A 22826-nucleotide genomic window follows, 5' to 3' on the forward strand; every position below is an offset into this window, starting at 1 on the left:
TTGATGCCGTCACGCGCCGCGACAATCCTGATCGTGCTCTCGGTTCTCATTGCGGGACGAGCCATGGCCTTTGATCTCGAAGCGCATCGCGGCGGGCGCGCGCTGTTGCCGGAAAACACCCTGCCGGCCTTCGCCAACGCGCTGTCGATGGGCGTGGACACGCTGGAGCTCGACGTCGGCGTGACCGCGGATGGCGAGGTCATCATCTCGCATGAACGCGGGCTCAATCCCGACCTCGCGCGCGATGCAGGCGGCGCCTATGTCGCCGCGCCCGGCACACCGTTCGTGAAGCTGCGGCTCGAAGAGGTCAGGGCCTATGACGTCGGCCAGATCCGCCCCGACAGTTCCTACGCGAAGCAATTCCCCGACCAGCGGGCCGTGCCGGGGACACGCGTTCCCACCCTGGGCGAGCTGTTCGCGCTGGTACGCAAGGCCGGCAACACGCGCGTGCGTTTCAATATCGAGACCAAGATCGATCCAAACCATCCGGACGAGTCGCTCGATCCGCAAGGCTTTGTCGCAAAGCTGCTCGGGCTGATCGAGGCCGAGAGATTGTCCGATCGCGTCATGATCCAGTCGTTCGACTGGCGGACCCTGCTGCTCGTCCAGCAACAGGCGCCCAACATTCCGACGGTCTACCTGACGCTCCAGCGCGGCTCGGGCCAGACGGTGGCGTTGGACAAGGCGACGAACTGGACGGCGGGTTTCAGCCCGGCCGATCACGGCGGCTCGCTGCCGCGGACGATCAAGGCTGCGGGCGGCGCGGTCTGGTCGCCCTATTTCGGCGATGTAACCGAGGCGGTCGTCTCGGAGGCACACACGCTCGGACTGCGCATCGTGGTCTGGACCGTCAACAAGCGCGAGGACATGGCGCGCATGATCGAGCTCGGCGTCGACGGCATCATCTCGGACAGGCCGGACCTGCTGCGGCAAGTCGCGGGCGAGAAGGGAATTGCATTGCCGGCGGGAACGCCGGTCGTGCCGTGAAGTCTATCCGCCGTCATGGCCGGGCTTGTCCCGGCCATCCACGTGTTGCGGCATCGTCGGAAGAACGTGGATGCCCGGGACAAGCCCGGGCATGACGACCTCTCGTAAATCTGCGCGCCGTACCTTTGGCGTCCCTACTCCCCATCCCGCAGACGCCGGTACAGCGCGCCCAAAATATTGGAATAATCATCCGTCCAGACCCGCACCCGGTCGTCGGCTTCGGTCTGCTCCCATGACTTGGAGGAGGCGAGCCGGCCGACGTCGGCCTCCTCGCGCGCGGAGATGACGACGTCGGTCGAGAAGATGTAGTCCCCGTCGCGTCCGGAATCCTCGTTGAAGACCCAGCTCTTCAGATCGTTGGCATCGGCGATGCCGACCACGACGGTCTCGAGATCGAGGTGCCGGTTGGAGACGTGCATCACCACGGCACCGTGCGGCGCCAGCTTGTCCTTGTAGATATTCATCGCCTCTTCGGTGGCGAGATGAATCGGGATCGCATCCGACGAATAGGCGTCGACGATGATCAGGTCATAAGCGCCGTCGGGCTCTTTCGCGAAGGTGAGGCGAGCATCGCCGATCACCGGCTTCAGGCCCGGCATGCAGCTCGATATGTAGCGAAAGTTCTTCGGGTCGCTCGCCGCGTCGACCATGGACTGGTCGATCTCGAAGAAGGTCCAGCTTTCGCCGGGCTCGGCGGCACAGGCGAGCGTGCCCGATCCGACGCCGATTGCAGCGACCTTCAGCGGCGCGCCCTTGCGCTCGCGGAGCGCGGTGATGGCCTGACCGATCCCGCCGTCCTTGTGATAGTAGGTGATCGGCTCGGGCCGGCCGACGACCGGCGTGCCGTCATTGTTGCGGAAGCGCTCGGCGCCGTGGATCGTGGTGCCGTGCATCAGCACATGGAAATAGCCGCCGGGCGTCACCACGATCTTGTGCACGCCGAAGAAGCTGCGCACCGTCGTGACGCGGCCTTCGTCCGCCGGATAGACGCGGATCAACGCCAGCGCGAGCGCGGCGGTGGCGAAGATCTTCCAGCGGCTGGCGTTGAGCGCGAGCGCCAGAAGTGCTGCGAGCACGCCGACGGCCCCCGCGACCCAGACGCGATGATCCTCGAACCAGGTCGAGAGATCGCCGGTCATGTAAGACGGCGCGACCAGCGCCACCGCAAGCACGGCGAGTGCCAGCCAGTACCATCTGACGATACCCGCCAGCCGCTCGTTCGCCGGCGGCCGGCACAGCGCGGCGAGCGCGACCAGGATCGGGTATTCGGCGATCCAGGAGAAGGTGAATGGAGCAACGAGGCCGGCAAAGAGTCCACCGACCATGCCGCCGAACGACAGCGCGACATAGAAGCCCGTGAGATATTTGGCGGCCGGGCGTGTCCGCGCCAGCTCGCCATGGCAGGCCATGGCGATGACGAAGAAGCACAATTGGTGGCCGCCGAGGGTCAGCAGCAGATTCTGTTCGCCGCCGAACGCCAGCAGGACGATGACGCCCGCGATCGCGACCGGCTGGAGCATCAGCATCCATTTGTGCGGCAGCAGCGGCCGCGACTGGAACACCACCACCCAAGTGAGTAGATACAGCGACAGCGGCAGCACCCAGAGCAACGGCGCCGCCGCGACGTCGGTCGAGATGTGCGCCGTGACGGCGATCAGCAGCCCGGACGGCACCGCGGCGAGGAAGATCCAGCGCAGCCGCGTCACGAAGCCTGGCGCCGGCGCATTGATGTCCTCGGTTTTTGCGTCGACCACGGCCAGCTTCGGCGAACGCAGCAGCAGCACGCCGCAGGCGGCGATCAGGAGGATCAGGAGGCCATAGCCAAGGGTCCAGAACCGGTTCTGCGTGTGCAGCGTGAAAATCGGCTCCAGCAGGAACGGATAGGACAACAGCGCGAGGAAGCTGCCGATGTTGGAGGATGCATAGAGGAAATAGGGATCGTGTCCGGCAGGATGGCCGGTGCGGACGAACCAGGCCTGCAGCAGCGGATTGTTGGCGGCGAGCGCGAAGAACGGCAGGCCGATCGAGACCACGAACAGGCCGAGCAGCCAGAACGCATAGCCCGACGCCGGTGGCTCGCCATAGGCGGTGGCGATGCCGAGCGGCAGCGTGGCGAAGGCCAGCGCCAGCAACACGAGATGCACCACCACGGGAACGATCCGGCTCCTGATCTGCATCAAGAGATGCGCATAGGCATAGCCCGCCAGCAGCAGCGACTGGAAGAACACCATCGCCACCGACCACACTGCCGGCGAGCCGCCGAGCCGCGGCAGCACCATTTTGGCGAACAGCGGCTGCACCGAGAACAGCAAGAGCGCACTGACGAAGATCGCGGCAGTATAGACCGTCAGCAGCAGCCGGTTGCGCGACGAGGAGGGCTGCTCCGTGGCGGCGGGTTGCACGATCGAATCCATGGAAGCTCCGGCTTAAACCCCGGCGGGCGCCGGACGCGCGCAATGGAGCACAAGGCGCATGAACGGGCAATAAAGGGTCTCGTGATGTTGCAGCGACGATTGCTTGATATACAGATGTCATTCCGGGTCTGGTCTTTCGGACCATCCCGGAAAGACCGCGGAACATTTTGAATCCTTCATGAGCGAAACCGACGTCATCATCATCGGCGCTGGCCATAACGGCCTCACCTGCGCGGCCTATCTCGCGATGGCGGGCCTGCGCGTGCGCGTCGTCGAGCGCCGCAAGGTGGTCGGCGGGGCCGCGGTCACGGAGGAGTTTCACCCCGGATTCCGCAACTCGGTCGCGGCCTACACGGTGAGCCTGCTCAATCCGCAGGTGATCCGCGACTTGGGGCTCACTGAACAGGGCCTGCGGATCGTCGAGCGGCGCGCCCAGAATTTCCTGCCCGCGCCCGACGGCAGCTATCTGCTCACCGGCGAGGGGCGGACGAAGGAATCCGTCGCGCGGCTGAGCACGCACGACGCAAGCGCGCTGGACGGGTTCTCGCGCGAGCTGGAAGACATCGCCGACGTGCTGCGGCAATTCGTGCTGCGTGCGCCGCCGAACCTGCTTGACGGTTTTGGCACGAACGCGATCCGCGAAGCGGTGAACGCGTTGCAGAGCGCCAACATCCTGCGTGGGTTGACGCTGGAGCAAAGCCGCAGCCTGCTCGATCTCTTCACCCGCTCGGCCGGCGAGATACTGGACGAGCGCTTCGAGCACGATCTGGTCAAGGCGCTGTTCGGCTTCGATGCCATCGTCGGCAATTATGCCAGTCCGTACGCGGCGGGCTCGGCCTATGTGATGCTGCACCACGCCTTCGGCGAGGTGAATGGCAAGAAGGGCGTCTGGGGCCACGCCATCGGCGGCATGGGGGCGATCACGCAGGCGATGGCGCGCGTCGCGCAGGGCCGCGGCGTCACGATCGACACGGATGCGGGTGTGCGCGAGATCATCGTCGAGCGCGACCGCGCGGTGGGCGTAGTGCTGGACAACGGCACCTCCATCCGCGCGAAATATGTCGCGGCCAACGTCAATCCAAAGCTGCTCTACACGCGGCTGATCGCGGCCGACGCGCTGCCCCCGGACTTCCTCGCGCGCATCCGGCACTGGAAGAACGGCTCCGGCACCTTCCGCATGAATGTGGCGCTGGACCGCCTGCCCTCCTTCACCGCGCTCCCGGGCGACGGCGATCACCTCACCTCCGGCATCATCCTCGCGCCAAGCCTCGGCTACCTGGACCGCGCCTATCTCGACGCGCGCGCGCTGGGCTGGAGCCGGGAGCCTGTCGTCGAAATGCTGATCCCCTCCACGCTCGACGACACGCTCGCACCGGCGGACAAACACGTCGCGAGCCTGTTCTGCCAACACGTCGCGCCCGAACTGCCCGACGGAAAGTCCTGGGACGACCATCGCGAGGAGGTCGCCGATCTCATGATCGCGACGGTGGACAAATACGCACCTGGCTTTGCGGCAAGCGTGCTTGGCCGCCAGATCCTCTCCCCGCTCGACCTCGAACGGCAATTCGGCCTGCTGGGAGGCGACATCTTCCACGGCGCGCTGACGCTGAACCAGCTGTTCTCGGCGCGGCCGATGCTGGGCCATGCCGACTATCGCGGGCCCCTGAAGGGCCTCTATCATTGCGGCTCCGGCGCCCACCCCGGCGGCGGCGTCACCGGCGCGCCCGGCCACAACGCCGCACAGGCGATTTTGAGGGATCACCGCTCGCTGTTCGGAAGCCGTGGATAGGTCTGTGGAAAGGGCTGTGGACAGGCTGTTGGCAGGGCTGTGAGAAAGCAGTGGGTCGCCTGCGCGCGGCAGGCCCGGCGCGCCCCGTACAAGGCGGTGGAAAAGCTGGGGACGAGTGGCGGGATAAAGCCGTGGACAACTTGGGGGAAACGAGTGGAAGGCCTGTGGGCATTTCCGGGCCGCCCCCCAAAACGACCTCGCCCGCCGGGGGCAACTCCCCGTGCGGGCGATCGTCAGGTAACAGCCTCTAAAGAAAAACAGCCCCCGCCAGGAAATGGGAGGCGGAAATTACTTCAAGGAACTGCTAATCGAACCGAACTTGTCGTTCAAGCTGGTGCCCAGGCTGTTCACCACGGTGATGATCGCCAGCGCGATGCCCGCTGCGATCAGGCCGTATTCGATCGCGGTTGCACCGGATTCGTCCGACCAGAACTTCAAAACCATGCTCTTCAAGACTCGCCTCCGTTTCAATTCCAAGGTGCGTTGGCTGGATCCAACACCCGGAAATCTACGGGATACAACCTGCAGTCAGGTTAAATCGGAACCTGCAAGTTATGCGGAAAATTGGGAACAAAAGTTCCAAAAATTGAACTGACGGAACCCTAGAATGCAGCTTTCTCCCACTCATCGCGCCTGCTTTTCGATCGGCACCGAGGCCGCGGCCAAGCGCGTCGTCGACGTGCTCACGGAGGTCTTTTTCGACGGCGATGCGGCGGTCGCCGCCTTCGAACGGCCGGACGGACAGTGGGACGTCACGCTCCATTTCGCCGAGGCGCCCGATCAGGCATGGCTGCGGGAACTCATTGTAACTTCGGCAGGAAACGAGATCGCGGACACGCTCATCTTCGACATTGTCGAGGCCAAGGACTGGGTCAAGGCGAGCCTCGAAGATCTCGTCCCGGTGCCGGCCGGGCGCTTCGTCGTGCACGGCAGCCACGACCGCGACCGCGTCGCGCCGAACAAGCTTGCCATCGAGATCGAGGCAGCGCTCGCCTTCGGCACCGGCCACCACGGCACCACACGCGGCTGTTTACTGTTGCTTGACCACGTCCTGAAGAGTTCCCGGCCGAGGAGCCTGCTCGACCTCGGCACCGGCACCGGCGTGCTGGGCATCGCCGCAGCGAAGGCGCTGCATCGCGCGGTGCTCGCCTCCGACATCGACCCGCCGTCGGTGCGGGTGGCGGCAGAGAACGCGACACTGAACCACGTCGGCAACCAGGTGCGGGTGATCCGCGCAACCGGATTTGCCGCACCGGACTTTGCCAGATGCGGCCCGTTCGACCTGGTCCTGGCCAACATCCTTGCCAATCCGTTAAGGCAATTGGCCGGCCCGATGGCGCGGCACCTCGCGCCCGGCGCGCGCGTCATCCTTTCGGGCCTCTTGACCCACCAGGCCCCCGCCGTGATCGCCGCCTACCGCGCACGCGGCCTCGTGCCGCTGCGGCACCTGCGGATCGAGGGGTGGAGCAGCTTGTTGCTGAGGAAGATGGGGTAAGGCCAGCGTAGGTGCCGTCGGGTGGGCAAAGCGACTTGTCCGCCATAGCTCGAAGAGCGACGGCGGAACACCACTACTCCGCCGGCTTCTCGTCCCGGCGCGTCGCGCGCTTGCCCTGCAAGGCGCGCCTGGCGCGGCGCTCGGCGAAACGGTCGATCATCTGGCTGATGAGGCCGCGCGGCTTCTTCGGTGTCGTTGCGGCCGGGGCGCGGTGGGCCGGCGGCGAAATCTTCTCAAACATGAACGCTGGCATCGTGTGTCCCCTCGCCGTTGAGATGAACCACCCGCTCGAATTTCCCTGTTATCCGGACGAAGCGCAACTGCTGCATCCTGTACTCCACTCAATTCGAATGGACCATTTTCAAGCACGGTCCGTGCCAGATGCGACCCCAAATGCGTCTACATTGCGGACTGATCCTCATGATCCTAAACTGAGCCATGTTCGAAGCACACTTCCAGACATTCGAGGAGCCCGAGGCCGGCGTCGCATTGACGGCGCGCCTGGCCGCGCTCCGTGAAGAACTCGCCCGCCGCAAGCTGACCGGCTTCGTCGTTCCGCGCGCCGATCAGCAGCAGAACGAGTATGTGCCCCCCTCGGAAGAGCGGCTGGCCTGGCTGACCGGCTTTACCGGTTCCGCAGGATTGGCGGTGGTGCTGACGCATGAGGCCGCGGTCTTCGTCGACGGCCGCTACACGATCCAGGCGGCCAAGCAGGTCGACGCAAAGGCCTGGGCGGTGGAATCGCTGATCGATCCGCCGCCGGAGAGCTGGGTATCGACGCACCTGAAGGCCGGCGACCGCCTCGGATTTGATCCGTGGCTGCACACTTCTTCGGCAGCCGAGCGCCTCGCCGCCGCCTGCGCCAAGGCCGGCGCCGAGCTGATCGCCGTCGACAGCAACCCGGTCGACGCGATCTGGCAGGACCGGCCGCAGCCGCCGCTGGCCCCTGTCGCCGTGCACAGCCTGCAAAATGCCGGGGTCGCCGAGGCCGAGAAGATCACGCAAATCAAAAGCGAGATCGCCAAGCTCGGCGTCGACGCGCTGGTGCTCTCCGACAGCCACGCCGTGGCCTGGACCTTCAACATCCGCGGCGCCGACGTCGCCCATACGCCACTGCCGCTGTCCTACGCGCTGGTGCCGAAGGACGGCCGGCCGACCGTGTTCATCGACCACCGAAAACTCTCCAATTTGACCCGCGACCATCTGGAACAGTCCGCCGACGTGCGCGAGCCCGATGCGATGGCACCGACGCTGATGGCGCTCGCCAAGAGCGGCGCCGCGATCGCACTCGACAATGCCACCGCGGCCGACGCGCTCAGCCGGCTGATCGCAAGCGCCGGCGGCAAGCCGGTGCGCGGCAGCGATCCGATTGCGCTGCTCAAGGCCGTCAAGAACGCGACCGAGATCAAGGGCACACGGACGGCGCATCGCCGCGACGCCGTGGCGCTGGCGCGCTTCCTCGCCTTCGTCGACCGCGAGGCATCAAGCGGCAAGCTGACCGAGATCGACGCGGTCGAAGCGCTTGAGACGTTCCGCCGCGACACCGGCGCGCTGAAGGACGTCTCGTTCCCGACCATATCAGGCACCGGCCCGAACGGCGCCATCGTGCACTACCGCGTCACCCGCAAGAGCAACCGGCGCATCGCGCCGGGCGACCTGCTGCTGATCGATTCCGGTGCGCAATATGAAGACGGCACCACCGACGTCACCCGTACCATGGCCGTGGGCGAGCCGACGGAGGAGATGCGCGACCGCTTCACCCGGGTACTGCGCGGCCACATCGCGATCGCGCGCGCGGTGTTTCCCGACGGCACGACCGGCGCGCAGCTCGACACGCTGGCGCGGCAATATCTCTGGGCCGCCGGCGTCGATTTCGAGCACGGCACCGGCCACGGCGTCGGCAGCTATCTCAGTGTGCACGAAGGACCGGCGCGGATCTCGAAGCTCGGCACGACGCCGCTGAAACGCGGCATGATCCTCTCCAACGAGCCCGGTTATTACAAGACCGACGGCTTCGGCATCCGCATCGAGAACCTCGAGCTGGTGGTCGCCGCCGACATCGAGGGTGCCGAGAAGCCGATGAACGCGTTCGAGACGCTGACCCTGGCGCCGATCGACCGGCGCCTGGTCGATGTCGCGATGCTGGGCAAGGACGAGCTCGACTGGCTCAATGCCTACCACGCGCGCGTCCGCGCCGAGGTGCGGCCGGCACTGGACGAGGCGACGAAGGCCTGGCTCGATCAGGCCACGGCGGAACTGACGTAGAGCTCGGCCTGCGGGGCACGATGCATAGCTCTACGCGATTTGCGCAACGCTGTTTCCCCACCCATCGCTGTCATTCCCCGCGAAAGCGGGGAATCCAGTATTCCAGAGACAGCAAACGCATGCGGAAAGGCCGCGGCGTACTGGATCACCCGCCTTCGCGGGCGATGACACCGCCCTTAAGGCACGAGCAACGCGCCCAATCGGTCGCCATCGTGCCCTCATCGTAACCGTCCCGAAATCCGAATAGCCGCATTCCGAAACGCCGATATCCGTCTTGCGCGAGCACGCTACAGTCGATTCGACTTCGAAAGACGGACGACTATGCACGGCATGATCAGCAGGCCGCCGGACGCGGCGACGAAAAACATCGCGACCTCGCGCGTGGTGTTGCTGCTGCTGGTCGTCATGACCGGGATCGCGCCGATCTCGCTCTACATCCTGGTTCCGGCGCTGCCAGTGCTGGCGACGACGTTCGGCCGCGACATCTCGATCGCGCAGATGACGGTGTCGCTGTACATGGTCGGCATCGCGCTGTCGCAGCTCATCATGGGACCGCTGTCGGACAGGTTCGGCCGGCGTCCGGTGCTGCTTGGCGGCCTCGCGCTGATGGTCGCGGCGAGCGTCGCCTGCATCTTCGCCGAAACCCTGCCGCAACTGATCGCAGCGCGCTTCTTCCAGGCGCTCGGCGGCGCCTCCGGCATGGTGGTGAGCCGCGCCATCATCCGCGATATCTACGAGCGCGACCGCGTCGCCTCCATGATCAGCCTCGTGGTCGCAGCGCTCATGATCGGCCAGATGGTCTCACCGCTCACCGGCGGCCTGATCGAGACCGCATTCGGCTGGCGGGCAATCTTCTACGCCGTCACGATCGGTGCGATCGCGGTCGCAATCGGCATCGCGATCGCGCTGCCCGAAACCCGCCGCGATCGCGCGGTCGGCAGCGGCGGGTTTCGCAGCGACGTCGGCACCCTGATCAAGAGCCGCGCCTTCATCGGCTATGTGATGTGCCAGGTGCTGGCGTCCCAGATTATCTTCACCTTCGCCGGCGGCGGCCCCTACATCGTGGTGACGCAGATGGGCCGGACCAGCGCCGAATATGGCGCCTGGTTCGCGACAACAGGCTTTGCATATCTCGTCGGCAATCTGCTCTGCGTGCGCTTCGCGCCGCGACACTCGCTGGAAAGACTGATCTGGTTCGGGCTCGGCCTGCAACTCTGCGGCAGCCTGTTGAACCTGCTCTGGAGCTTCACCGGCTGGAACGAGGCTCCGAGCTGGCTATTCGGCACGCAGATGATCGTGATGGTCGGCAATGCCTTCGTGATGGCGAACTCCGCCGCCGGCGCCATCAGCATCCGCCCTGAAGCCGCCGGCACCGCATCAGGCGCGATGGGCTTCCTCCAGCAGGGCATCGGCGCGCTGATGTCGCAATTCGGCGCCTATCTCGGTGGCCATTCCGCAACGACGCGGCCGCTGACCTCGGCGGTGCTGGCGATCTCGCTGCTCTGCGCCTGCATGATGATCTTCGTCGTTCCTCGCCGCGAGGTAGTGGTGAGCGAGGAGTTGATCGAGCAGGCGGAGGAGGAAGAGACGGGGATGATGTGAGGGGAGCGATTGGCCTCGCGCCAATCTCGGTGTCATTCCCCGCGACCCGGCTACGCCAAGGCTTCGCCGGGGCTGAGGTCCAGGGCCGCCGAAGCTTTAGCGTAGGCGGCAAGCGGGGAATCCAGTACGCCGCGGCCCATCGGTTCTATCACAGCCGTCTCGGAGTACTGGATCGCCCGGTCAAGCCGGGCGACGACAGCGGAGTGAGTGGCGCGAGCGCGCCCCTCTCACTCCCCGATCAGCGTCAGCCACTCGTCCTCAGTCAACACCTTGACGCCGTGCTTGTTGGCTTCCGCGAGCTTGGAGCCCGCGCCCGGGCCGGCGACGACGAGGTCGGTCTTCTTCGACACCGAGCCCGACACCTTCGCCCCGAGACGCTCCGCGGTCGCCTTGGCCTCGTCGCGCGTCATCTTCTCCAGCGATCCCGTGAACACCACCGTCTTGCCGGCGACGGCGGAGTTGCTCTTCGGCTTCTCGGCGTCGATGATCTCGACTTCCTTGGTCAGCCGCTCGACGATGCCGCGATTGTGGCTCTCGCCGAAATAGTCGGCGATGCTCTTGATCACGGTGTCGCCAATCTGATCCAGCGCGTCCATCTCGGCCATCGCCTCCTCGTCGCCCTTGGCGACCTTGAGACAGGCGTCGTGGAAGGCGTCCCACGAGCCATAGCCGCGTGCGAGCGCCAGCGCCGTGGTCTCGCCGACATGACGCATCCCGAGCGCATAGACGAAGCGCTCCAGCGCGATTCTGCGCCGGCTTTCGATGGCGCCGAACAGGTTGCGCACCGACGTTGCGCCGTAGCCCTCGATCTCCTCGAGCTTCAGCTTCGCATTGCGCTTCTCCAGCGTGAAGATGTCGGCGGGCTCCTTCACCCATCCCTCGTCGAAGAAATACTGGAGCTGCTTCTCGCCAAGACCGTCGATGTCGAAGGCGCGCCGCGACACGAACAGCTTGAGGTGCTCGATCTTCTGATAGGGACAGGCGAATTCGCCCGTGCAGCGGGCGCGCGAGCCCTCTTCGCCGGCCGCCGTCTCCTCGCGCGTGACGTCGGTGTGCAGCGGGCACGGGCACTTCGTCGGGAAGTGGAATTCCTTTGCGCTCTTCGGCCGCTTGTCGAGGACGACGTCGACCACCTGCGGGATGACGTCGCCGGCACGCTGGATCACGACGGTGTCGCCGATCCTGATATCGCGCCCCTCGCGCAGCACCTCGCCCTTGTTGCCGATGCCCTTGATGTAGTCCTCGTTGTGCAGGGTGACGTTCTGCACGATCACGCCGCCGACGCCGACCGGTTCGAGCTTGCCGACCGGCGTGAACGAGCCGGTGCGGCCGACCTGGATCTCGATGTCGCGCAGCACCGTCACGGCGCGCTCGGCCGGGAATTTGTGCGCGATGCCCCAGCGCGGCGTGCGTGAGACGAAGCCGAGCCGTTCCTGCCAGTCGATGCGGTCGACCTTGTAGACGACGCCGTCGATGTCGTAATCGAGCTTTGCGCGCTGCTCCTCGATCGACTGATGGAACGCGAGCAACTCCTCGACGGAATGACAGAGCCTGGTCAACGGATTGGTCTTGAAGCCGCAGCGCTCGAACCAGCCGATCATGCCGCTCTGCGTACCCTCCGGCATCGCGCTCATCTCGCCCCAGGCATAGGCGAAGAAGCCCAGGGGGCGCGAGGCGGTGATGGTCGGGTCCTTCTGCCGGAGCGAGCCTGCGGCCGAATTGCGCGGATTGGCGAACGGCGCCTCGCCGGCCTCGACCTGCTTCTTGTTGAGTGTCAGGAAGGCCCTCTTGGTCATGTAGACCTCGCCGCGCACCTCGCAGATGTCAGGGACGTTGCGGCCTTTCAGCTTCTGCGGCACGTCTTCGAGGGTGCGGATGTTGGCGGTGACGTCCTCGCCTTCGGCGCCATCACCGCGGGTCGCCGCGGTGACGAGCTCGCCGCCCTCGTAGCGCAGCGACATCGAGAGGCCGTCGATCTTCGGCTCGGCCGAGAAATCGACCTTGTCGTCGTCGAGCTTCAGGAAGCGCACGATGCGGCCGACGAAGTCGCGGACGTCCTCTTCGGCAAACGCGTTGTCGAGCGACAGCATCGGAACGGAATGCCGGACTTTCCTGAAGCGACCCGACGGTGCCGCGCCGACTTTCTGGGACGGCGACTCCGCGCTGACGAAATCCGGAAAGCGCTTTTCGATCGCGTTGAAGCGCTGGCGCAACGCGTCGTACTCGGCGTCGGTCACGGTGGGCGCGTCGTCTTGATAATAGCGCCTGTCGTGCTCTTCGAGTTCGAGTGCGAGCCGCATGTGCTCGACCTTGGCCTGCGCCTTGGTGAGGTCGGCGACGTCGCGAAGCGGCCTTGCTTTGGATTTTGCTGCTCTTGCCATGGTGCTTGGATACGACGGAGCGGGCGGGAGGGTAAAGGCGGTTGGTCTCGTGCCCCGGACGCTGCGCAGCGCGGAGCCGTGCGCTGCAGAGCCGGGGCCTGTGTGGCGGCATTCCGTGTCCCGGCTCGCGCTACGCGCATCCGGGACACAAAGTCTAACTCGCCGCCTTGAGCAGCCGATCGGCGGCCGCCCTCGCCTCGGCCGTGATCTCGGCGCCGGCGAGCATGCGGGCGATCTCCTCGCGGCGGTGGTCGGCGGCCAGCGCATTGACGCGGGTGGCGACGCGCTTGCCCTTGTCGAGGGCGTCCTTGGAGATCAGCAGATGCTGGCCGGCACGGGCGGCGACCTGCGGGGCGTGGGTCACGGCCATCACCTGCACCTTGCCGGCAAGCCGCGCCAGCCGTCCACCGATGGCGTCTGCGACCGCACCGCCGACCCCGGTGTCGATTTCGTCGAACACCAGCGTCGGCGCCGAGCCGCGGTCGGACAGCACGACCTTGAGCGCCAGCAGGAAGCGCGAGAGCTCGCCGCCGGAAGCGACCTTCATCATCGGACCCGGCTTGGTGCCGGGATTGGTCTGCACCCAGAACTCGACGCGGTCGAAACCTTGCGGGCCCGGCGCGGCCTCATCGGTCTCGACCTGCGTCATGAACTTGGCGCGTTCGAGCTTGAGCGGCGCGAGCTCGGCGTTGACCGCCTTGTTGAGCTTGTCCGCCGACTTCTGCCGCGCCATCGACAGTTTCTTGGCGGCAGCGGCATAGCGCGCGTCGGCCTCGATTGCCGCCTGCTCCAGCTTCTTCAACCGCGAAGCACCGGCATCGATCAGGACGACATCGGCGGCGTATTTGGCGGCAAGCGCGGCGAGGCCATCGACCGGCGTCGAATATTTGCGCGAGGCGGCGCGTAGCGCGAACAGCCGCTCCTCGATGCGCTCGAGCTCACCCGGATCGAAGTCGGTCGCGGCGAGCGCGGCCAGGAGATGCTGGTCGGCTTCCTCCAGCGCGTTGATCGCGGTGTCGATCGCCTTCACGGCGGGCTCGACCAGCGCCGGCGAGTTGACACCGCGCCGCTCCAGCCGGCGCACCGCGGCCGACAGGGAGGCGACCGGCGAATGATTGCCGCCGACGGCTTCCTGCGCCTCCCGCAAATCGGAGGCGATCTTCTCGCCCTGCATCATGGTTGTGCGGCGACCGGCGAGCGAGGTCTCCTCGCCTTCCTTGGGCGCGAGCTGCTTCAGCTCGTCGGAGGCGTGGCGCAGATAGTCGGCCTCGCGCGCGGCGCGCTCCATGGCGGCGCGGTGCTCTTCCAGCGCGGCGCTGGCCGTGCGGCGCGCGTCCCAGAGCGCTTCGACCGCGGTGACGTCCTTTTCGAGCCCGGCAAAGGCGTCGAGCAGGCGGCGGTGGGTGGCGGCATCGACCAGCGCGCGCTCGTCATGCTGGCCATGGATCTCGACCAGGGCACCACCGACCGCCTTCAGCGTCTGCACGCTGATCGACTGGTCGTTGATGAAGGCACGGGTGCGGCCGTCGGCGAGTTGCACCCGGCGGAGAATCATCTCGCCGGTATCATCCAGGCCGTTCTCGGCCAGAATCCTCGTCGCGGGGTGATTTTTGGGGATATCGAAGACGGCGGTGACTTGCCCCTGCTCCGCGCCATGGCGCACGAGCCCGGCGTCGCCGCGGCCGCCAAGCGCCAGTGCAAAGGCATCGAGCAGGATGGATTTGCCCGCACCGGTCTCACCGGTCAAAACCGCAAGTCCGGTGGCGAATTCGATATCGAGCCGCTCGATCAGGACGATGTCACGGATCGACAGACGCGCCAGCATGGAATCAAATTTCCTAGCCGAGACTATAGGCCTATCTTCTTGAAGGCCCTGCTCATCCAGGAACCCTGATTCTCGCTCGGCTCGAGACCCCCGGATTTTACAAGATTATAGGCGTCCTTGTACCAGCGGCTGTCAGGAAAATTGTGGCCAAGCACCGCGGCTGCGGTCTGCGCCTCGGCGACGATGCCGATCGTCATATAGGCCTCGGTGAGCCGGAACAGAGCCTCCTCGACATGGCGGGTGGTCTGGTACTGCGTGACGACGGCCTTGTAGCGGTTGATCGCGGCCGTGTAGTCGCGCTTCTGCATGTAATAGCGGCCGACATTCATCTCCTTGCCGGCGAGCTGGTCGCGCGCACCCTCGATCTTGGCCTTGGCCGAGGTCGCATATTCCGAGTTCGGATATTTGCGGTTCACCTCTTCCAGCGCGGCGATCGCCTTCTCGGTGCGGGCCTGGTCGCGGCTGATGTCCGGGATCTGATCGTAATGGGAGGCGGCGATCAGGTATTGCGCATAGGCCGCGTCCGGGCTGCCGGGATGCAGCGTGACGTAGCGGGTCGCGGCGCCGATGCAGCCGTCATAGTCGCCGCCCTGGTAGGAGGCATAGGCCGACATCAACAGCGATTTGCGGGCCCAGTCGGAATAAGGATGCTGGCGGTCGACCTCTTCGAACTTCTTGTTCGCCCCCTTCATGTCCTTCTTCTCGTTCATGAGGTACAGGCCCTCATTATAGATCTTGTCGGCGGGCTCCTCGGTGAAGGTGTCGTCCTTGGCGGTGAACTTGTCCCAGAGCGCGCCGGTGCCGCAGCCGGCCAGCGGCAGCGCGAGCACCAAGAAGGTGGCGGCTTGAAGCAGCCCGCGGACTCCAGGCGAGACCGAGAGATATCCGCGCGTCATACGCTGTGCCGACATGAATTTAAGCCCTGACGCCCTGTGATGCGGTGTCCGCCAGCCCATGAACCCCGTCATGGGCGCGAAATGTAGCCGTGGCGCCTGCCATGCGACCACGCCGTGTAACCGAAAAACGATCTCGAACCAACCGGATAGGCAGGCATTTCGCCCGGATTAAGGCGAACGCGCCGCAATCCTAGCCGATCATCGTTACCAGGAGTTTCCCGGGAGCCGCCGCCAAACGCCGGCGGCAACAGAACGCCAGTGGCGACAGGTCTCTTCAGGACACGTCCGGCCCGTAGGCTGCGGCGATCCGCCCGCCGACGATGCCGCGACCGACTTCGCCCACGGGACGCGTGGCGCGGCGGACCGCCTCGCCCTCGACCACCCGCCAGGCGGTACGGTCGGCGAGCAGCGCGGTCAGGACAGCGTGGTTGAGCTTGTGACCGCCACGCACCGAGCGGTAGGCGCCAAGCAGCGGCAGGCCGGCCAGCGCGAGATCACCGATCACGTCCAGCACCTTGTGGCGGGCGCATTCATCGGCGTAGCGCAGGCCCTCGGTGTTGAGCAGCCGCTCGTCGTCGAACACGACGGTATTGTCGAAGGAGGCGCCGAGTGCGTAACCCGCGCTCCAGAGCCGGGCAACGTCGCACATCAGGCCGAAAGTCCGGGCGCGACCGACTTCGCGGCGGAAGCGCTCCGGGCTCAGGTCGAAGCCGTAGCTCTGCTGGCCGATGACGGGATTGGTGAAGTCGATCTCGATATCAACGCGGAACCCGTTGGCGTAGGGCCGGATCTCGCCGAAGGAGTCACCGACCTTGGCCGAGATCGGCTTCAAAACCTGAATGAAGCGGCGCTGTGCCGGCTGGCTGACGATGCCGGCCTGGTCGATCGCGGCAATGAAGGCCGCGGCGCTGCCGTCCATGATCGGCACTTCCGGTCCGTCGATCTCGATGGTGGCGTTGTCGACGCCCATGCCCCGCAGCGCCGCAAGCACGTGCTCGGCGGTCGAAACCAACGGGCCGTCACGATCGCCGAGGACGGTGGCGAAGTCGGTCGCGATCACCTGGTCGGCGGTCGCCTGAATCTCACGGTCACTTCCCTCGAGGCCGGTGCGGACAAAAACAAACCCCGCATCGACGGGCGCAGGCCCAAGCGTGAGAGTGACGGGAAGCCCGGAATGAACGCCAACGCCGGCCACTGTGGCTTGCGCACGAAGCGTTGTTTGCCGGCTAAATTTCATCAGGAATCCGCCCCACTACGACCCACTGCGACTTATACTAGGCCCGCTTGGCCGGCCAGTGCCGACGGTTGCGAATCTCCGTATCCCCAAGTCACGGCAAACCATAGTCACAGCCTCAAACAGCGCCAACTCACGCTTTTTTACCGATTGTTACCCCAAACCTGCCGTATTCGCGCCAAGGCTTAACCAAATTGCGCCGGAGTTTGGGACCGTTATCGGCAGTTTTACTGAACCACCAAATGCGTAATTAATGATTTAAAATCAGTTGTTTGATGCCGCAATCCGGGCATGCACGGGACCAAAGGAAAGGTCCCGGCAAGCTTCCCGCCGGGACCTTTTTTCGTCAGCCCTATTGTAACAATCCTCAGGTCGCCTGACGCCTCAGGAAGGCCGGGATATCAAGATGGTCGTCACCCTGTGGCGCCGGCGCAACAGGCGCCGGGCGGCCATGCATGTCCAGGCCCTGAGGCGCAGGACGGCGGGCATACTCCGATACCGGCTCGCTCGCCGCGATCTGCTGCGCCACGCTCTTCTGGGGCCGGCGATCGGGCAGCGGCGGCATCGCGGGACCGGCGGTGCGGGCTGCGACCGGCGCCTCACTCTCCTCGTCGCGGCGGCCGAGGCCGACATTGGCGAGGCGCTGGAGCAACGACAGGCGGGTCTTCTGCGGGGTCTCTTCTTCAACCTCGCCGCGGGCCTGGCGAAGCTCGGCCTGGGCCGGCATCGGCAGTTCGTCGATACGCGGCATCCGCGGTGCACGGACCGGCCCACGCTCGGCCTGCGGCGGGATGAAGGTTTCCGGCGTCATCGGCTCCTGCATCGCGACCGGGGCCATGTCAGGCTCCGGAAACAGCGTCGGCTTCTGCGCGATCGGGCGTACCGTGACGTCGCCATAGGTCTGCATCGGCGCGGGCGCCTGCGGGACCTCGGCAACGGCAGCCGCGATGGCGGCCAGCGCGGCGCGCTCGACATTCGGACGCGGCGCGGTCGGGGCGGCGGCCGGGATCTGGGCTTCCAGCTTCTGGGCGCGCTCGGCCATGCGCTGATTGTCGGCGCGCAGACGCGCGGTCAGGTCGGCGAGACGGCTCTCGGCAGCGGCCGGAGCAGCGGGAGCCTGCTGCACCTGCTGGATCTGCTGCGGCGCCGCGTTCGCGACCGGGGCGCTGGTGGCCTGGGTGTTGCGGGCGATCGTTGCCTGCTCGATGCCGGTGGCGACGACCGAGACGCGGATCAGGCCGTCGAGCGCTTCGTCGAAGGTCGCGCCGACGATGATGTTGGCGTCCTGATCGACTTCCTCGCGGATGCGGGTCGCGGCTTCGTCAACCTCGAACAAGGTGAGGTCCTTGCCGCCGGTGATCGAGATGAGGAGGCCCTTGGCACCCTTCATCGAGCTATCGTCGATCAGCGGGTTGGCGATCGCGGCTTCAGCGGCGGTCAGCGCGCGCTTGTCACCCGAAGCTTCGCCGGTACCCATCATCGCCTTGCCCATCTCGCGCATGACGGCGCGAACGTCGGCGAAGTCGAGGTTGATCAGACCTTCCTTGACCATCAGGTCGGTGATGCAGGCAACGCCGGAGTAAAGCACCTGGTCGGCCATCGCGAAGGCGTCGGCGAAAGTGGTCTTCTCGTTGGCGACCCGGAACAGGTTCTGGTTCGGGATGATCAGGAGCGTGTCGACGACCTTGTGTAGCTCGTTGATGCCGGCCTCGGCGGTGCGCATGCGGCGGCCGCCCTCGAAGTGGAACGGCTTGGTCACGACGCCGACGGTGAGGATGCCCATGTCGCGCGCGGTCTTGGCGATGACGGGAGCAGCACCGGTGCCGGTGCCGCCGCCCATGCCGGCGGTGACGAACACCATGTTGGCGCCCGAGAGATGGTCGCGCAGTTCATCGATCACCTCTTCCGCCGCCGCCGCGCCGACGTTCGGCTGCGAACCCGCGCCGAGGCCTTGCGTGACCGCCGTGCCCATCTGCACGATGCGCTGCGCCTTCGACATCGTCAGCGCCTGCGCGTCGGTGTTGGCGACCACGAAGTCGACGCCCTGGAGGCCCGCCGTGATCATGTTGTTGACGGCGTTGCCACCGGCGCCACCGACGCCGAACACGGTGATCCGGGGCTTCAATTCGTGAATATCAGGAACATTGATGCTGATGGTCATGTTTGCCTCTCGATCACGCGCGCGTGGGTTCGCCCCGGCCGGCGGCCGCGGGAGTTGGTGAAATGCGAAGGTTGCGGAACCGGTTCATCAGAAGCCCTCGCGTAGCCATCGTCCGACCTTTCCAAAATAACCGCCCGTCCCTGTCTTGACCTGCTGCCGCGTATGCCGCGGTTCGACATGCTCGTGATGAACATATTGCGGGTAGACGAGGAGCCCGGCCGGCACCGCGAACGCGGCGTTCTTCGCCTCGTTGGGCAGCCGGCCGAAACCGAGCGGACGTCCGACCCGCACGGGCCGGCCGAGAATCTGTGTGCCGAGTTCGACGAGGCCGGTCAGCTGCGAGGCGCCGCCGGAGAGCACGACGCGGCCGTTGGGCTCTGAGGCGAAGGGCGAATCCTTCAGCTTGTCCCGAACCATTTCGAAGACTTCCTCGGCACGGTGCTTGACGATGTTGGCGATGGTGGCGCGGGAGACGATCTGCGGCAGATCCTGCTCGTCACCGGCTGTCGGTACAGACATCAGCTCACGCGAGTCCGATCCGCCGGTGATGACGGTCCCATATAACGTCTTGATTCGCTCGGCATCGGCAATGGTCGCGGAGAGTCCGCGCGCGAGATCCATCGTGATGTGTTGCCCGCCGACCGCAAAGCCCGCCGCATGCACGAAGCGGCCGCCGGAATAGACCGCGATGGTGGTGGTGCCCGCGCCCATCTCGACGACGGCGGCGCCGAGGTCGGCTTCGTCGTCGGTCAGCACCGACAGGCCGGCCACATAGGGGCTCGCCGCCATGGCTTCGACATTGATGTGGCAACGCTCCACCGCCAGCATCAGGTTACGGGCAACGGTGGCCTCGCAGGTGACGACGTTCATGTCGACGCCGAACTGATGCGCGACCATGCCACGCGGATCGCGGATGCCCTTGACGCCGTCGAGCGTATAGCCGACCGGCAGCGCGTGCAGCACGGTGCGGCCCTCGCCGGTGGCGTGGCGCATGCCGGTCGAGGTGACGCGGCTGACATCGGCGGGCGTCACCGCGCCGCCGCGGATGTCGGCCGCAGCTTCGACCAGCTGGCCGGAGAGCCGGCCGCCGGAGACCGACAGCAGCACGGACTCGACCCGCACCTTGGCCATCTTCTCCGCCAGCCCGACGGCCTGGCGTACCGCCTGCTCGCATTCGGCAAGATCGATCACCGCGCCGGCCTTCATGCCGCGCGACTGGATCTGGCTGTAACCGATCAGCTCCACCGCGTGGGTACGGTCGCGCAGGGCTTCGCTCGGCGCCGACGGCCTCAGCCGCGCAATCATGCAGGCGATCTTGCTGGTGCCGATATCGAGGCAGGCGACGATGCCGCCGCGCTTGTGCGGCATCGGGCGCGTCTTCGGGGTCTGGGTGCGATCAAGACCGGTCATGCGGCGTCCCCGGCCTTCTTTTTCTTCTTGTCCTTGAACAGGTCCTCGCGCGCCTTGGCGGCGTCGTCGGACAGCTGCACCACCAGGCGATCGGGCAGGCGCATGTCGACGGCGACGATGTCTCGGGAGAACAGCTTGTCCTCCTTGTCGAGCCTGGACAGCGTCGCGAGGGCGTTGCCGACGTCCTGCTCGGGCAGACGGATGTCGAGGCCATCCTTGAGCCTCAGGTTCCAGCGCCGCTCGCCGACATAGATCGCGGCCTTGGTCACCGAATTGATCTGCGGATAGCGCGCCAGCAGCGCCAGGAAATCGCGCGCCTGGGTGTCGGCGCCCTTGCCGACCACGAGCGGCAGCGACAGGAACCGGCGCGAGACGTAAGGCTCGAGCACCGCGCCGTCATCGGCGATGACGGAGAGCCGGCCGGCCTCTTGCCACAGCGCGAACGCCTGGCGCTCGGTGATGTCGATCATGAGCCGGCCCGGATAGAGCTTCAGCACGGTCGCATCCGCGATCCAGGGATTGGCCTTGAGCTTGTCGCGCACGACGTCGGCGTCGAGGAACAGCAGCGAGGAGCGGCCGCTGACCCCGCCGACCGCGAGGATCTCGTCCTGGCTGAGCTGCTTGCGGCCGTTGATCACGACAGAGGTAATGCGGAAGCCCGCGGAATTGGCCAGCGCGTTGCGGGTGTCGCTGACTGCCGCGATGAAATCCTGGAGGTGGCCGCCCCTGACGATGCCGAAGCCGCAGCTTCCGACCAGCAGCAGAACGGTCATGGTGATCCCGATCCGGCGCGGCGCATAGCGCTCGACCAGCGCGACCACGCGCGGCGGCGGCTCGCGCTCGACGACGGGCTTGGCTTTGGTCTTGGACCTGATCTTGTTCTGGGCGGCAGCGCGCTTCTCGTCGCGCTTGTCCTGCACCCACTCGCGCAGAAGCATGACCGCTCCGATAGCGGCCGCCTTCAGGTCAGCTTGGGGCCTCAGCGATCTCAGAAACGACCGAGTGAGGCTTCCTGCACCATCCATTGCACGAGCTCGTCAACAGTTAGCCCGCGACATCGCGCGGGTCCTGGCGAACATGACGTCTCGGACTTGCCGGGCCGGGTGCTGGTCTTCAGAAGAAGAAAACCTCTCCCCTTCAAAGCGTTCGCTGGAGGTGACATCACCCGCAACAGCCCACGCGCCGGCAGCCAAAGCGTCATATGCGCCGCCAGCGTTAACCTTCGGACGTCCTGGTAAACAAAAGGTAAACTTCGTTAACGCGGGATGCGTTTTGCCCAGGCGTGTGAGGCATTTATGCCGCGATGTCCGGCATTTTACCGGTTTTGGCTTCCAAAATCGGCCATTTCGCCGGTTCGGCCGTTAACCAGTCCTAATTATTTTCTTACGCCCCGCCCGGCGAGCTCGACCAGGCCGCGCAGGAAGTCGACGAACGCGATGCCTTCGGCTTTCAGCGCCTTTGGGTAGAGCGAGGACTTGGTCAACCCGGGCAGCGTGTTGGTCTCGAGATAGATCAGGCCCCTGTCGGAGACGATGAAGTCCGAGCGGGAATAGCCGGTGCAGGACATCGCGCGATGCGCCAGCATCGCCTGCTCCTTCAGCGCAGCGGTGATCTCGGGCGAAAAACGCCCGGGGCAGATCTCCTGGGTCGACTTCAGGAGATATTTTGCGGCGTAGTCGAAATTGCCCTCGCCCGGAATGATTTCGATCGGCGGCAGCGAGATGATCGAGCCGTCGGGGCGCTCCAGCACGCCGCAGGTCGCCTCGACGCCTGCGATGTAGGGCTCGATCACATAGTCTTCGTGCTTCGCGGCATTGCGGACCGCGACGAGATCCTGCTTCGCATTGACGAAGATCAGGCCGTAGCTCGAGCCGTCGCGCGCGGGCTTGGCGATCAGCCGGCCGTATTCGGCGAAGGCCTCGTCGATGTTCTCAAGCGCAACGTTTTCCGGCGGCGTCACGCCGCCGAGCGCGGCAAAATGCTTGGCCGCGATCTTGTCGAAGGCGAGATGCGAGGAGGCCGAGCCCGAGCCGGTGAAGGGCACGCCGCGCGCCTCGCACATCACCTGCAATTCGCCGTTCTCCGCGCGCCCGCCATGCAGGCCGAGCACCAGCACGCGGCCTTCCGTCTTGGCCTGGTCGAGCGCCTGCCCCAGCGGAATGCCCGATGTGCCGGGCTTGAACTCGTCCTCGAATGGACGGGCGTGTTCGAGCAGTTGCTTCGACTGCACGACATGCACCTTGTCCTCGACGTCCCACCACCAGAGATCGGCCTCGGGCAGCGCCTGATGTAACGCCTGGGCTGAGGCGACCGAAACCAGACGCTCCCGGTTGGAGCCGCCGAAGAGGATGGTGATGCGCATGTTCT

The 22826-nt window shown here is 65.9% G+C and carries 16 protein-coding genes; 5 read left to right on the forward strand and 11 right to left on the reverse strand.

All coding sequences use genetic code 11. The features are described from left to right. The first annotated feature begins 3 nt into the window (after positions 1–3). The gene (locus tag AB7245_RS34945) at positions 4–987 is read left to right on the forward strand and encodes a glycerophosphodiester phosphodiesterase (RefSeq protein ID WP_085399529.1); all 984 of its coding nucleotides are present in this window, start codon (positions 4–6) and stop codon (positions 985–987) included. 134 nt (positions 988–1121) lie between these two features. Here AB7245_RS34945 and AB7245_RS34950 read toward each other — a convergent pair whose 3' ends face one another. Beyond that, positions 1122–3401, reverse strand: a complete 2280-nt coding sequence (locus AB7245_RS34950; RefSeq protein WP_085399517.1) for a spermidine synthase — start codon at positions 3399–3401, stop codon at positions 1122–1124. A gap of 178 nt (positions 3402–3579) precedes the next feature. On the opposite strand from AB7245_RS34950, the gene AB7245_RS34955 reads away from it, so the two are divergent. Further along, positions 3580–5190, forward strand: a complete 1611-nt coding sequence (locus AB7245_RS34955; protein ID WP_085399518.1) for a phytoene desaturase family protein — start codon at positions 3580–3582, stop codon at positions 5188–5190. A gap of 288 nt (positions 5191–5478) precedes the next feature. Here AB7245_RS34955 and AB7245_RS34960 read toward each other — a convergent pair whose 3' ends face one another. Beyond that, a complete protein-coding gene (locus AB7245_RS34960; RefSeq protein WP_094183922.1) occupies positions 5479–5634 on the reverse strand; it encodes a Flp family type IVb pilin in 156 nt (51 codons plus the stop codon). Between the two features lie 163 nt (positions 5635–5797). On the opposite strand from AB7245_RS34960, the gene AB7245_RS34965 reads away from it, so the two are divergent. Further along, positions 5798–6685, forward strand: coding sequence for a 50S ribosomal protein L11 methyltransferase (locus AB7245_RS34965; protein ID WP_085399519.1), 888 nt, complete (start codon positions 5798–5800; stop codon positions 6683–6685). Positions 6686–6758: 73 nt separating this feature from the next. Here AB7245_RS34965 and AB7245_RS34970 read toward each other — a convergent pair whose 3' ends face one another. Beyond that, positions 6759–6938, reverse strand: coding sequence for a hypothetical protein (locus AB7245_RS34970; protein WP_028147633.1), 180 nt, complete (start codon positions 6936–6938; stop codon positions 6759–6761). Between the two features lie 185 nt (positions 6939–7123). Here AB7245_RS34970 and AB7245_RS34975 point away from each other — a divergent pair, with 185 nt between their 5' ends. Then, positions 7124–8950 carry an aminopeptidase P family protein gene (locus tag AB7245_RS34975; RefSeq protein WP_085399520.1) on the forward strand — a complete coding sequence of 609 codons (1827 nt, stop codon included), beginning with the start codon at positions 7124–7126 and terminating at the stop codon, positions 8948–8950. 321 nt (positions 8951–9271) lie between these two features. Next, positions 9272–10552 carry a multidrug effflux MFS transporter gene (locus AB7245_RS34980; RefSeq protein WP_085399521.1) on the forward strand — a complete coding sequence of 427 codons (1281 nt, stop codon included), beginning with the start codon at positions 9272–9274 and terminating at the stop codon, positions 10550–10552. Positions 10553–10779: 227 nt separating this feature from the next. Here AB7245_RS34980 and ligA read toward each other — a convergent pair whose 3' ends face one another. The 8 genes from ligA to AB7245_RS35020 all read right to left on the reverse strand — a co-directional run bounded on the left by ligA (position 10780) and on the right by AB7245_RS35020 (position 22821). Further along, entirely contained in the window at positions 10780–12933 is a 2154-nt protein-coding gene (ligA, locus tag AB7245_RS34985) for an NAD-dependent DNA ligase LigA (RefSeq protein ID WP_085399285.1), read from the reverse strand. A gap of 154 nt (positions 12934–13087) precedes the next feature. Further along, positions 13088–14758, reverse strand: a complete 1671-nt coding sequence (gene recN, locus AB7245_RS34990) for a DNA repair protein RecN (protein ID WP_085399284.1) — start codon at positions 14756–14758, stop codon at positions 13088–13090. Positions 14759–14781: 23 nt separating this feature from the next. Beyond that, entirely contained in the window at positions 14782–15669 is an 888-nt protein-coding gene (locus AB7245_RS34995; RefSeq protein ID WP_085399283.1) for an outer membrane protein assembly factor BamD, read from the reverse strand. Positions 15670–15928: 259 nt separating this feature from the next. Beyond that, the gene (gene lpxC, locus AB7245_RS35000; protein ID WP_085399282.1) at positions 15929–16891 is read right to left on the reverse strand and encodes a UDP-3-O-acyl-N-acetylglucosamine deacetylase; all 963 of its coding nucleotides are present in this window, start codon (positions 16889–16891) and stop codon (positions 15929–15931) included. A 364-nt stretch (positions 16892–17255) separates the two neighbouring features. Beyond that, positions 17256–19049: a cell division protein FtsZ gene (ftsZ, locus tag AB7245_RS35005; RefSeq protein WP_085399281.1), complete on the reverse strand. Its 1794-nt coding sequence runs from the start codon at positions 19047–19049 to the stop codon at positions 17256–17258. An 87-nt stretch (positions 19050–19136) separates the two neighbouring features. After that, a complete protein-coding gene (gene ftsA, locus AB7245_RS35010; protein WP_071910400.1) occupies positions 19137–20459 on the reverse strand; it encodes a cell division protein FtsA in 1323 nt (440 codons plus the stop codon). Next, on the reverse strand, positions 20456–21484 hold the full coding sequence (locus AB7245_RS35015) for a cell division protein FtsQ/DivIB (protein ID WP_085399280.1): 1029 nt from the start codon (positions 21482–21484) through the stop codon (positions 20456–20458). The genes ftsA and AB7245_RS35015 overlap by 4 nt, the downstream gene beginning before the upstream one ends. A 350-nt stretch (positions 21485–21834) precedes the next feature. Then, positions 21835–22821 carry a D-alanine--D-alanine ligase family protein gene (locus AB7245_RS35020; RefSeq protein WP_085399279.1) on the reverse strand — a complete coding sequence of 329 codons (987 nt, stop codon included), beginning with the start codon at positions 22819–22821 and terminating at the stop codon, positions 21835–21837. Between the last annotated feature and the right edge of the window lie 5 nt (positions 22822–22826).

The sequence above is a fragment of the Bradyrhizobium sp. 604_D8_N2_3 genome (assembly GCF_051810765.1).
Classification (GTDB): domain Bacteria; phylum Pseudomonadota; class Alphaproteobacteria; order Rhizobiales; family Xanthobacteraceae; genus Bradyrhizobium; species Bradyrhizobium barranii.

Excerpts from the sequence above, each read along its gene's own strand:
- AB7245_RS34945 (WP_085399529.1), top strand. The coding sequence starts at position 4 with ATGCCGTCACGCGCCGCGACAATCCTGATCGTGCTCTCGGTTCTCATT.
- AB7245_RS34950 (WP_085399517.1), bottom strand. The coding sequence starts at position 3,401 with ATGGATTCGATCGTGCAACCCGCCGCCACGGAGCAGCCCTCCTCGTCG.
- AB7245_RS34955 (WP_085399518.1), top strand. The coding sequence starts at position 3,580 with ATGAGCGAAACCGACGTCATCATCATCGGCGCTGGCCATAACGGCCTC.
- AB7245_RS34960 (WP_094183922.1), bottom strand. The coding sequence starts at position 5,634 with ATGGTTTTGAAGTTCTGGTCGGACGAATCCGGTGCAACCGCGATCGAA.
- AB7245_RS34965 (WP_085399519.1), top strand. The coding sequence starts at position 5,798 with ATGCAGCTTTCTCCCACTCATCGCGCCTGCTTTTCGATCGGCACCGAG.
- AB7245_RS34970 (WP_028147633.1), bottom strand. The coding sequence starts at position 6,938 with ATGCCAGCGTTCATGTTTGAGAAGATTTCGCCGCCGGCCCACCGCGCC.
- AB7245_RS34975 (WP_085399520.1), top strand. The coding sequence starts at position 7,124 with ATGTTCGAAGCACACTTCCAGACATTCGAGGAGCCCGAGGCCGGCGTC.
- AB7245_RS34980 (WP_085399521.1), top strand. The coding sequence starts at position 9,272 with ATGCACGGCATGATCAGCAGGCCGCCGGACGCGGCGACGAAAAACATC.
- ligA (WP_085399285.1), bottom strand. The coding sequence starts at position 12,933 with ATGGCAAGAGCAGCAAAATCCAAAGCAAGGCCGCTTCGCGACGTCGCC.
- recN (WP_085399284.1), bottom strand. The coding sequence starts at position 14,758 with ATGCTGGCGCGTCTGTCGATCCGTGACATCGTCCTGATCGAGCGGCTC.
- AB7245_RS34995 (WP_085399283.1), bottom strand. The coding sequence starts at position 15,669 with ATGTCGGCACAGCGTATGACGCGCGGATATCTCTCGGTCTCGCCTGGA.
- lpxC (WP_085399282.1), bottom strand. The coding sequence starts at position 16,891 with ATGAAATTTAGCCGGCAAACAACGCTTCGTGCGCAAGCCACAGTGGCC.
- ftsZ (WP_085399281.1), bottom strand. The coding sequence starts at position 19,049 with ATGACCATCAGCATCAATGTTCCTGATATTCACGAATTGAAGCCCCGG.
- ftsA (WP_071910400.1), bottom strand. The coding sequence starts at position 20,459 with ATGACCGGTCTTGATCGCACCCAGACCCCGAAGACGCGCCCGATGCCG.
- AB7245_RS35015 (WP_085399280.1), bottom strand. The coding sequence starts at position 21,484 with ATGGATGGTGCAGGAAGCCTCACTCGGTCGTTTCTGAGATCGCTGAGG.
- AB7245_RS35020 (WP_085399279.1), bottom strand. The coding sequence starts at position 22,821 with ATGCGCATCACCATCCTCTTCGGCGGCTCCAACCGGGAGCGTCTGGTT.